Source organism: Bacillus infantis (assembly GCF_020171945.1).
Classification (GTDB): domain Bacteria; phylum Bacillota; class Bacilli; order Bacillales; family Cytobacillaceae; genus Bacillus_AB; species Bacillus_AB infantis_A.
This window is the reverse complement of the sequence record NZ_JAIVAP010000029.1, coordinates 40,990-52,612: the sequence shown is the minus strand read 5'-3', so window position 1 is coordinate 52,612 and position 11,623 is coordinate 40,990. Positions and strand designations below refer to the sequence as shown.

The following is an 11,623-nucleotide window of genomic DNA, read 5'->3' as shown; positions in this document are numbered from 1 at the left end:
CAAGATAACAAAAGGGGAAAAGCAGTGGCATATAAAAAAAATGCCCTTTGCTTTGGGCAATAAATAGCCGGCAGCACATCATCTTTGCCTGTTTGCTTATTGAAAGCAAACAGGCTTTTTTTAATCCTGGGGAAGGGTTTGCACCATTTTATTTTTGCGTCGATTGCTGCAGGGATAAAGGAAATATAATAGCATCCATCGAATATAGATGCTATCCAGATATATTGAAAGGGGAGGAAGCATGAACATTTTTGATTCTCACTGTGACGTTCTTTATAAAATGTTTATTGATCCTTCAATTGATTTCAGGAGCAGCAGCGGGCTGCATGTAGATTACGAAAAACTCCAGGAAGCAGGTTCCAAGGTGCAGTGCTTTGCCGTCTATGTCCCGGAATCCGTCCATCCGAATATGAAATTCCATGCCGCGCTATATATGATTGAGCTTTTTTACGATAGGGTGCTCAAGCCGTTTCCGAAGATGAAGCATATTAAGGAAAGAGGGCAGGCATACCGGCTGAAAGAGGATGAAATCGGCGCAGTTCTTACGCTTGAAGGGTGCGACTGCATCGGGGATGATCTTCTTAAGCTGAAAACTCTGTTAAGGCTTGGAGTATCTTCTGTCGGGCTCACCTGGAATTACAGCAATTATGCAGCAGACGGCGCCCTTGAGGAAAGAGGGGCAGGACTATCTTCATTTGGAAAAAAAGCGGTCGGGATCCTGAATGAAAAGCAGTGCTTATGCGATGTATCCCACCTCTCTGAGAAAGGGTTCTGGGATGTGATGGAACTGGCCGAATTACCTTTTGCCTCCCATTCCAACTGCCATGCCCTCTGCCCTGTGCCAAGGAATTTGAACGATAATCAGCTGAAGGCGCTGATTGAGCGGGACAGCGTCATCGGACTGACATTTGTTCCGGAATTTTTGACAGGGACCAAAGAATCCGCGATTTCTGACATCCTTAAGCATGTAGAACATGTCTGTTCCCTGGGAGGAGAAGACCATACCGGCTTTGGATCAGATTTTGACGGCATCGATGATACAGTAGATGGGCTGTCTTCTTTTAAATATTATGGGAACCTAGTAAACGAACTTCAAAAACATTATTCTGAGATACAAGTGGAAAAATTCCTTTTTCGCAATATGGAAAAAAGGCTGCCTCCTGCCGGAAGAAACGAGTTTGGCGGATGAGGGACTTCCTTCAAAAATACTATTCACACAGGGGCTCAGGACAGGACTGCGCAAGCCTTGCTACCGTGGATTTATTCTTTGGAAAGGGTTGCTTTTTTCGGGGGTTCGGTCTAGAATTGAAAGCGTTTAGTACCCTTTTGCACCTTTTTTGAAGCTGTTTTCCGTTGTTTAATAGGCTGCGGGGGTTTATTAATAGACCATACAATTATACATATATAGAACAATCCGAAGGGGTGTAATGAATGTTAAAACAGCTTTCTTGGAAAGTAGGCGGCCAGCAGGGAGAAGGAATTGAGAGTACTGGGGAAATCTTCTCTATAGCTCTTAACCGCCTTGGCTATTATTTATATGGGTACCGGCATTTTTCTTCAAGGATTAAAGGGGGGCATACGAATAATAAGATACGGGTCAGTACGTCCCAGATCCGCTCCATTTCCGATGATCTTGATATTTTAGTAGCTTTTGATCAGGAAACGATTGATGTGAACTATAAAGAGCTGCATGATAAAGGCGTCATCATCGCCGATGCAAAATTTGATCCGAAGAAGCCTGAGGATACGAATGCATCGCTCTTTGCTGTACCTTTTACTGAGCTTGCCACTGAACTGGGGACTTCTTTGATGAAAAATATGGTCGCTGTCGGCGCGACTTGCAGCATTCTCAACCTGGATATCAAGGTTTTTGAGGAAGTTGTCCAGGAAATCTTCGGCAGAAAAGGGCAGCAGGTTGTTGATAAGAACATGGAAGCCATCAAAGCCGGATTTGACCGGATGAAGGAACTGGCTGGCGAAGGCGCTGAGCTGATGGAGCTTGAAAAAGCTGATGGGAAAAAACGCATGTTCATGATCGGCAATGATGCCATTGCACTTGGTGCGCTTGCAGGCGGCTGCCGGTTCATGGCAGCTTATCCGATCACTCCGGCATCTGAAATCATGGAGTACCTGATTAAGAAGCTTCCTCCGCTTGGCGGCAGCGTTATCCAGACAGAAGATGAAATTGCGGCTGTTACCATGGCGATCGGCGCCAATTATGGCGGTGTCCGTGCAATGACTGCTTCGGCAGGACCCGGGCTGTCATTGAAGATGGAAGCAATCGGCCTTTCCGGCATTACCGAAACACCGCTTGTGATTATAGACACACAGCGCGGAGGACCTTCTACAGGCCTTCCTACAAAGCAGGAGCAGTCTGACCTGATGGCGATGATTTATGGAACACATGGGGAAATCCCAAAAATCGTGTTTGCGCCAAGCACGGTCCAGGAAGCTTTCTATGATGCAGCAGAAGCATTCAATCTGGCAGAAGAATACCAGTGCCCTGTCATCATGCTTTCTGACCTGCAGCTGTCTCTCGGCAAACAGACAGTTGAGCCGCTGGACTTCAGCCTAGTTGAAATCCGCAGAGGCAAGCTTGTGGACGAAGAGCTGCCGGAAATTGAAAACAAGGGTTATTTCAAGCGCTATGAAGTGACAGAAGACGGGGTATCCCCGCGCGTGGTGCCAGGCATGAAGAACGGCATCCATCACGTAACCGGCGTGGAACATGACGAAACCGGAAAGCCTTCTGAATCTGCTGCAAACCGGAGAGATCAGATGAACAAGCGCTTCCGGAAAGTCGAGAATATCAAATTCAGCAATCCGGTCCATAAAAATGCTCCGCATGATGAAGCAGACCTCCTGATTATTGGCTTCAACTCCACAAGGGGAGCTATTGAGGAAAGCATGGGCCGCCTTGAAAAGGATGGCCTGAAGGTAAATCATGCACATATCCGCCTGATCCATCCGTTTCCGTCTGAAGAGCTTAGACCGCTGATGGAGTCTGCCAAAAAGGTGGCTGTTATTGAAAATAACGCAACAGGCCAGCTGGCAAATATCATTAAAATGAATGTGGGCCAGCATCAGAAAATCAATAAAATACTGAAATATGACGGGAATCCGTTCCTGCCGAATGAAATCCATACCACTTGCAAGGAGCTGTTCTAAATGGCCACATTTAAAGATTTTCGCAATAACGTCAAGCCTAACTGGTGCCCTGGATGCGGAGACTTCTCTGTCCAGGCCGCCATCCAGCGGGCAGCTGCCAATGTAGGGCTCGAGCCTGACAGCCTTGCAGTCGTCTCCGGCATCGGATGTTCCGGCAGGATTTCCGGCTATATCAACTCATATGGATTCCACGGCATCCACGGGCGCGCACTCCCGATTGCCCAGGGTCTTAAAATGGCGAACCGCGATCTGACTGTCATCGCTTCCGGCGGTGACGGAGACGGCTTTGCCATCGGAATGGGGCATACTGTCCATTCCATCCGCCGCAATGTCGATATTACCTATATTGTAATGGACAATCAGATTTACGGTCTGACAAAAGGGCAGACTTCACCAAGGTCTGCAGCCGGATTCAAAACAAAGTCCACGCCGCACGGCTCTGTCGAGCAAGCCATTTCACCGATGGAAATGGCGCTGACAGCGGGGGCAACGTTTGTGGCCCAAAGCTTTTCAACTGACCTGAAGGACCTGACAGCGCTGATCGAAGCAGGCATCAAGCATAAAGGCTTCTCGCTCATCAACGTGTTCAGTCCGTGCGTTACTTATAATAAAGTGAATACGTACGACTGGTTCAAAGAAAACCTGACAAAGCTCGCCGATGTAGAAGGCTATGACTCTTCAGACCGCTCAATGGCCATGCAGACGCTGATGAAGCATGACGGACTTGTCACAGGCTTGATCTACCAGGATACAGAGCGCAAATCCTATCAGGAAATGCTTCCTGGCTATTCGGAAACACCGCTTGCACATGCCGACCTGAAGATCGATGAAGAGCATTTCGGCAAACTGACAGCTGAATTTATGTGAGTTGGAACACGGCTGGGCCGCCCCGCGGAAAGCGGAGGTCCTGGAACGGAAAATAACAGACTACCTGCGAAGAGCTGGGGCCCTGCAAAGTAAATAGTTCAGATAATATGGAGCCAGCAGCCTGAACAACACACGTTTTGTAATGGAAATAGCATGGTAATTAATACACCAAAATAGCCTGGGATATCCCGGGCTATTTTACTTATGCCCCCATCGTCTGGATAATTGAACTGCCGGGTTATTATTAGTAAAACCAGGTTCGCTGCTGATGGAGAAAAATAGAGGGAGAAATTCACCTTATTTGAAAAATAGCACTGAAAACTCCTTAAATAGAGGGAGAAATTCCTCTTATTGGACTTGGAAGTGTGAAAATAGAGGGCTTTTCTTTTAATAGAGGGAAAAACGCCTCATATTTTACCCAAAAACCGCTCTAATCTGCGATTAGCAGTAAAATCTCCCCTTATTTTTCTATCACTGGTTACTCACTCTTCGGCTTTCCATCTGCTGTATTTGCTAAGAGCAAGTATGCACTCAAAGCGGACTCATATGCCATATTCAGTGTTTCTCCACGGAAAGTGAACTACTTGCCTGAAAAGCCCCTGCCGTTTAATCCATCCATCAGCCTCAGCTGCCAAAGTGCCAATAGAGTCAGTATCCTTACAGGATTTCTATTGTTTTCAGCGTTTTAAACCCTTATACTATTATAATGTGTACAACATTCTAACTGCGCTTACATGAAAAAATGAAAACAGCGATTACCGTTTGGTTATACAGAAGAAAGGGGTACTTTCTATGAACGAAAAACAGCGGATGGAAGGCCAGCAGGCTGCTGCAGCAAATCCTTCGGACAAAAAATCCGAAAAGGACTACAGCCTTTACTTTGAAACCGTATATGCGCCACCTTCCTTGAAAGATGCAAAAAAACGCGGGAAGGAAGAGGTCCGCTATCATAAAGATTTCAATATTCCGGCTGAATTCCAGGGCATGGGGAATAACCGCAAATTCTATATCAGGACATTCGGCTGCCAGATGAATGAGCATGATACAGAAGTCATGGCCGGCATCTTCCTCAGTCTAGGCTATGAGCCGACTGACACTGTCGAGGATGCGAATGTCATTCTCCTGAACACATGTGCTATCCGTGAGAATGCCGAAAACAAAGTGTTCGGCGAGCTTGGCCATCTGAAGCATCTGAAAAAAGAACGCCCTGACCTGCTGCTTGGCGTATGCGGCTGCATGTCGCAGGAAGAATCAGTCGTCAATAAAATCCTGAAGACATATGACCAGGTGGATATGATCTTTGGCACGCACAATATCCACAGACTTCCAAACATTCTGCAGGAAGCTTATATGTCTAAAGAGATGGTCGTTGAAGTGTGGTCCAAAGAGGGAGATGTCATTGAGAATCTTCCTAAAGTCCGCAAAGGCAATATCAAGGCCTGGGTCAACATCATGTACGGCTGCGATAAATTCTGCACCTACTGCATCGTCCCTTACACAAGGGGCAAGGAGCGGAGCCGCCGCCCTGAAGAAATCATCCAGGAGGTGCGCCAGCTTGCCGCCCAGGGGTATCAGGAAGTCACCCTGCTTGGCCAGAATGTCAATGCGTACGGGAAGGACTTTACAGACCTCCAGTACGGCCTAGGCGACCTTATGGATGAAATCAGGAAGATTGACATACCGAGAATCCGCTTCACAACAAGCCATCCGCGTGATTTCGATGATCACTTGATTGAAGTGCTTGCCAAAGGCGGCAATCTTCTTGAGCATATCCATCTCCCTGTCCAGTCAGGCTCCACAGATGTCCTGAAAATCATGGCAAGGAAATATACGCGCGAACAGTATCTGGAGCTTGTGAGGAAAATCAGGGCAGCCATCCCGAATGCAACTTTTACAACAGATATCATTGTCGGCTATCCGAATGAGACAGAAGAGCAGTTCGAGGAAACTCTTTCTCTCTATAAGGAAGTCGGATACGAGTCTGCCTATACTTTCATTTACTCTCCGCGTGAAGGCACACCAGCGGCCAAGATGAAGGATAATGTGCCGATGGAGGTCAAGAAAGAGCGCCTTCAGCGCCTGAATGCCCTCGTTAATGAAATGTCGGCTGAAGCGATGAAGAAATATCACGGCCAGACTGTAGAGGTCCTGGTTGAAGGCGAAAGCAAGAACAATCCTGAGGTTCTGGCAGGGTATACTAGAAAGAATAAGCTTGTAAACTTTAAAGGACCAAAGTCAGCGATTGGAAAGATTGTTTCTGTTAAAATTACAGATGCGAAAACATGGTCATTAAATGGAGAAATGGTTGAAGAGCTTCAACCAGCTGAGGTGAAATAATGGGGAAATATACAAAAGACGATATCATTGCACGTGCAAGGGAGCTTGCACAAATCATAGCAGAAACAGAAGAAGTGGACTTTTTCAAAAGAGCGGAAGCGCAGATCCACAGCAATGAAAAGGTCCGCACTGCGATCACAAGCATAAAAGGACTTCAGAAGCAGGCAGTTAACCTGCAGCATTTTGGCAAAGAAGAAGCTTTAAAAAAGACCGAAGCCAAAATAGAGGAGCTTGAGCGCCAGCTTGACGAGATTCCGGTTGTCCAGGAATTCAAGCAGTCCCAGGTGGAAGTGAATGAGCTTCTGCAGCTTGTAGCTACCACGATCAGCAACAAAGTTACAGATGAAATCCTCGTTTCTACTGGAGGCAACATCCTGAGCGGTGAAACAGGAGCAGAACTGCAAAACAAAAACGGCTGCCAGCATTAATGCTGGTGACCCCTGCATCCCTTTTGGATGCAGGGGTCTTTTTTTTGCCAATTTAAAAATGAGCGGAGTTCTGCCTCCTCAAAGCCCGTGTCCCCCCAGTCCGGGCAACCATGACACCAAACCATGGGTATCCGCATAGAATACCGTATATCGCACCTTACAAGAAGCTCTGCATGCACCCTTAAAATTGTAATCACACTAGTCTAATATCCCGCATAGGATGAATTGAAAATGAATGAGGAGGGTTCGCTCGCAATGGGAGAATACAGAGAGATAATTACAAAAGCCGTCGTAGCGAAGGGACGCAAATTCACCCAGTCCAATCATACGATATGCCCGGCACACCACCCGTCAAGCATCCTTGGCTGTTGGATTATAAACCACAAGTATGAGGCGAAAAAGGTCGGCAAGACAGTTGAAATCTGCGGCTATTATGACATTAACGTTTGGTATTCCTATAACGATAATACGAAGACGGAAGTCGTTACTGAACGGGTTGACTATAAAGATGTCATCAAACTTAAATACCGTGATCAGGACTGCTTAGATGATCAGGATGTCATTGCCAAAGTACTGCAGCAGCCGAATTGTGTTGAAGCAGTCATTTCCCCGAACGGGAACAAAATCATCGTCCACGTGGAAAGGGAATTCCTTGTGGAAGTAATCGGCGAGACGAAAGTCTGTGTAGCTGTGTACCACGGCGAATGCGATTGCGATGATGACGAAGTATGGGGCCTCGATGTCGAGGATGAGGAATTCGAGGATCTGAATCCGCACTTCCTGGTCGGAACAGAAGAAGAATAATCGTAAACTAGGAAGGTTCCGCTTCCTAGTTTTCTTTTGTTTTCTGCCGCAGCAGCCAGTCAAAAAGACGAAGGCAGTCTCCGTCATAAGGCTGAATTTTCTGCATGCTGTTTCTCTTATAATGAAGCTGAGGCCGAACTGGCAGACAAAGGAGAGATTCTAATGCAGATTTATCAGGTTAACCTGCAGTGCTTCCATCTTGAAGAGATGTGCGCCTTTTATACGGAAGTACTGGAGATGGAGCTGATCCACCAGACTGAGAGGTGGTTTTCCGTCAGGGCGGGAAGCACAAAGCTTTTTTTTGAAAAAGGGGGAACAGTCCCTTTTTATCATCTATGCTTCCGGACAGATGCAGCTTATTTTGACCATATTTATAGCAGGCTTGGAGCAGAAAGCTGCCTGCTTTCCAATGAAGAAGGTGAATACAGCCTCTTTTGGGAAGGGAAGCAGGCTTATTTCACTGATCCGGACGGCAATATACTGGAGTGCCTTGAGCGGCCGGCATCCCGAAGCCAAACAGCCGGGGGCTGGCATGATGTCGGGGAAGTCGGCTTCCCTTCAGCTGACGTTGCCGGAATGCAGGCAAAGCTGATGCCGATTCTTGCTGATAAGCAAGGGGCAGATAGCAGTTCATTCGCGTTTTATGGTGATGATGCAGGTGTCCTTGTCCTCGTAAAAGAAGGGCGCTGCTGGTACCCCACAGACCGGAGGGCCGAGATCCATCCGATTAAATTAATCGTCTCAGGCAGCAGGGATGCCCATTATATGGACGATGACCTTCCGTACGAGATACAGGTCAGAGGGGAGTGGCAGCAGCCGGTATCTGCCGTTCAAGTCAGGATCGCCCGGCCGACAAACCAGCTGGAAAAAATCAGGCATTTTTATGGAGAAGGGCTTGGGCTCAGGGAGCTGGGAGGATTCCACCATGAAGGATATAAAGGTGTAATGTACGGTCTTCCGGAAAGGGAATACCACCTTGAGTTCACAGAGACGGATGAAAAGCACGAGCTTCCCGGCCCTGCAAAAGACCATCTGCTCGTTCTGTATATCCCTGATCTTCATAAGCTAAACTCAGCTGCAGACCGGCTGATTGAGATGGGCTATCAGGAAGTTGAGCCGGAGAATCCCTACTGGGGAAGGGGCGGCATTACCATCGAAGATCCTGACGGCTGGCGGATTGTCCTGATGAATACAGCTGGCATCTGAGATAATTTTAAAAAACAATGCCAGATATCCCCTTAAACCCGTATTTCTGCCTGCTGTCATAATGCCCCTCAGCAAACAACGGGAGCTTCGCTTATGCTATAATAGATAGCTGAAGAGAAATAATGAGAGATGTTATTTGGAGGATATTATGGCAGCTTACACGCCGATGATACAGCAGTATTTACGAGTCAAAGCAGACTATCCTGATGCCTTTTTATTTTTCAGGCTCGGGGATTTCTATGAAATGTTTTTTGAAGATGCCATCAGGGCGTCACAGGAGCTTGAGATTACATTAACAGGCAAGAATGGCGGAGTGGAAGAAAAAATCCCGATGTGCGGGGTTCCCTACCACTCTGCCCAGCAATATATAGAGCAGCTGGTGGAAAGAGGCTATAAAGTAGCCATCTGCGAACAGACAGAGGACCCCCGCCAGGCAAAGGGTGTCGTAAAAAGGGAAGTGGTGCAGCTCATCACTCCCGGTACCCTGATGGAAGGCCGCGGGCTCAATGAAAAGGAAAATAACTATATTGCGTCCATTTCCGCTTTTTCAGACGGCTCGTTTGGATTTGCCTGCAATGACCTTTCCACGGGTGAGAACAAAATCACCCTGCTTGTTGGCCAGGAAGAGGTTTTGAATGAGCTTTCGATGTCAGGGGCAAAGGAAGTGGTTGTTTCTTCCGGATTCGACCCGGAAATGGAGCGCAAGTTCAGGGAGCGTTCTGTTGCGGCTGTATCTTATGAACAGGATGCAGGCATAACAGAGATGAGCGCTCCTCTATTGGATGCCCTCAATCAGGACAAGCTCAGGGAGACAGCGGCAAGATTGCTTAATTATTTGTTCAGGACACAGAAACGGAGCCTTGACCACCTGCAGCCGTTTGCCACATACCAGGTGCACCAATTCATGAAGATTGATTATTTTTCCAAAAGGAACCTGGAGCTGACTGAGACGATCAGGTCGAAAGGGAAAAAAGGTTCGCTTTTATGGCTTCTGGATGAAACCAAGACGGCAATGGGAGCAAGGATGCTCAAGCAGTGGATCGACCGCCCTTTGATTGACAGGAAGGCAATCGGACGGCGCCATTCGCTCGTCCAATCCCTGCTGGACGATTACTTTGCCAGGCAGGACCTGCGCGAAAAGCTGAAAGAGGTTTATGATCTTGAGCGCCTGGCAGGGCGTGTGGCGTTCGGCAATGTGAATGCCCGAGATCTGATACAGCTGAAAAGCTCGCTTCTTCAGGTCCCGCTGCTGAAGGAGCTTGTCGGAAGCATGCAGAATTCGGACGCGCAGGAACTGGCTGAGAAGCTCGATGCATGTGAAGAAATCACGGATCTTCTTGAAAGCGCGATTGTCGATAATCCGCCGATCTCCGTAAAGGACGGGAATATGATCCGGGATGGCTACCATGATGAGCTGGATCAGTACCGCGACGCGAGCAGGAACGGCAAGACCTGGATTGCAAAGCTTGAGGCCCAGGAGCGGGAACGTACGGGCATCAAGTCTTTAAAGATCGGCTATAACCGGGTATTCGGCTATTATATCGAAGTTACGAAGGCCAATATCCATCTTCTTGAGGAAGGGCGGTATGACCGGAAACAGACCCTCGCCAATGCCGAACGGTATATCACCCCGGAGCTGAAGGAGAAGGAAACACTGATTCTCGAAGCGCAAGAGCGCATCACCGAGCTTGAGTATGAGCTGTTTTGCCATGTCCGCGACCATGTGAAGGAATATATCCCTAGGCTGCAGGCACTCGCAAGGACGGTCAGTGAGCTTGATGTGCTGCAGTGCTTTGCACAGATCAGCGAGGACCGCCACTATGTCCGCCCTGTTTTTTCCGATAATCGGGAAATCAGCGTGAAGGAAGGGCGCCATCCTGTCGTGGAAAAAGTGATGGACAGCCAGGAATATGTACCGAATGACTGTGTGATGGGAGACGGCCGTGAGCTGCTCCTGATCACAGGACCGAATATGTCCGGTAAGAGCACCTATATGCGCCAGGTTGCCCTGACAAGCATCCTGGCACAGATCGGCTGCTATGTTCCGGCATCAGAGGCGGTGCTGCCGATTTTTGACCAGGTATTCACAAGGATCGGGGCAGCGGATGATCTGATCTCCGGCCAAAGTACCTTTATGGTTGAAATGCTTGAGGCAAAAAATGCGATTGCCAATGCAACACAGAACAGCCTCATCCTTTTCGATGAAATCGGCCGCGGGACTTCCACCTATGATGGAATGGCGCTGGCCCAGGCGATCATTGAGTATATCCATTCACGGATCGGGGCCAAGACACTGTTCTCAACCCACTATCATGAGCTGACGGTTCTGGCTGAAGAGCTTCCTGATCTGCAGAATGTCCATGTTAGTGCCATTGAGCAAAATGGCAAGGTTGTGTTCCTTCACAAAATTAAAGAAGGAGCGGCAGACAAAAGCTATGGGATTCACGTCGCCCAGCTGGCAGAGCTGCCGGCAGAATTGATTGACCGGGCAAATGAAATACTTGAGCAGCTTGAAAGGAAAGAGGGGGAACCCGCTGAAAAGCCCGTCCGCGAAAAAGTCGCGGCAGGCATACAGGAACTGCCCGCGGCAGACTCAGCACCTGCACCGGCTCCAGAAGTTCACGATGCCCAGCTGTCATTCTTTGATGGCCCGGCAGAGCCGAAGAAAGCAAGCTTGAGCCCGGCCGAAAAGAAAATCCTCGACAAGCTGGCCAAGATGGATATTCTTGAAATGACGCCGCTTGATGCGATGAACACTTTATATGAACTGCAAAAAACGGCAAAAAGCACGAAGAAATAGAAAGAGGAGGTGT

The 11,623-nt window shown here is 48.2% G+C and carries 8 protein-coding genes and 1 pseudogene; all 9 read left to right on the top strand.

Going from position 1 to position 11,623, the window contains the following annotated elements:
- Positions 1–241 precede the first annotated feature (241 nt).
- The 9 genes and pseudogenes from LCM00_RS23505 (at position 242) to mutS (ending at position 11,610) form a co-directional block, all read left to right on the top strand.
- Positions 242–1,189 carry a dipeptidase gene (locus tag LCM00_RS23505; protein WP_224906557.1) on the top strand — a complete coding sequence of 316 codons (948 nt, stop codon included), beginning with the start codon at positions 242–244 and terminating at the stop codon, positions 1,187–1,189.
- 242 nt (positions 1,190–1,431) lie between these two features.
- Positions 1,432–3,168: a 2-oxoacid:acceptor oxidoreductase subunit alpha gene (locus LCM00_RS23500; protein WP_224906556.1), complete on the top strand. Its 1,737-nt coding sequence runs from the start codon at positions 1,432–1,434 to the stop codon at positions 3,166–3,168.
- The gene (locus LCM00_RS23495; RefSeq protein WP_224906553.1) at positions 3,169–4,035 is read left to right on the top strand and encodes a 2-oxoacid:ferredoxin oxidoreductase subunit beta; all 867 of its coding nucleotides are present in this window, start codon (positions 3,169–3,171) and stop codon (positions 4,033–4,035) included.
- Between the two features lie 792 nt (positions 4,036–4,827).
- Positions 4,828–6,372, top strand: coding sequence for a tRNA (N6-isopentenyl adenosine(37)-C2)-methylthiotransferase MiaB (miaB, locus tag LCM00_RS23490; protein ID WP_224906551.1), 1,545 nt, complete (start codon positions 4,828–4,830; stop codon positions 6,370–6,372).
- Entirely contained in the window at positions 6,372–6,800 is a 429-nt protein-coding gene (locus tag LCM00_RS23485) for a RicAFT regulatory complex protein RicA family protein (protein WP_224906549.1), read from the top strand. Before miaB ends, LCM00_RS23485 begins: the two co-directional genes overlap by 1 nt.
- 255 nt (positions 6,801–7,055) lie before the next feature.
- A complete protein-coding gene (locus tag LCM00_RS23480; protein WP_224906565.1) occupies positions 7,056–7,604 on the top strand; it encodes an outer spore coat protein CotE in 549 nt (182 codons plus the stop codon).
- A 162-nt stretch (positions 7,605–7,766) separates the two neighbouring features.
- Positions 7,767–8,078, top strand: a pseudogene (locus tag LCM00_RS23475) (VOC family protein); the annotation flags it as partial.
- Between the two features lie 291 nt (positions 8,079–8,369).
- Complete coding sequence (locus tag LCM00_RS23470; RefSeq protein ID WP_224906563.1) at positions 8,370–8,810, top strand: VOC family protein; 441 nt, start codon at positions 8,370–8,372, stop codon at positions 8,808–8,810.
- 148 nt (positions 8,811–8,958) lie between these two features.
- Positions 8,959–11,610 carry a DNA mismatch repair protein MutS gene (gene mutS, locus LCM00_RS23465; protein WP_224906548.1) on the top strand — a complete coding sequence of 884 codons (2,652 nt, stop codon included), beginning with the start codon at positions 8,959–8,961 and terminating at the stop codon, positions 11,608–11,610.
- Positions 11,611–11,623 lie beyond the last annotated feature (13 nt).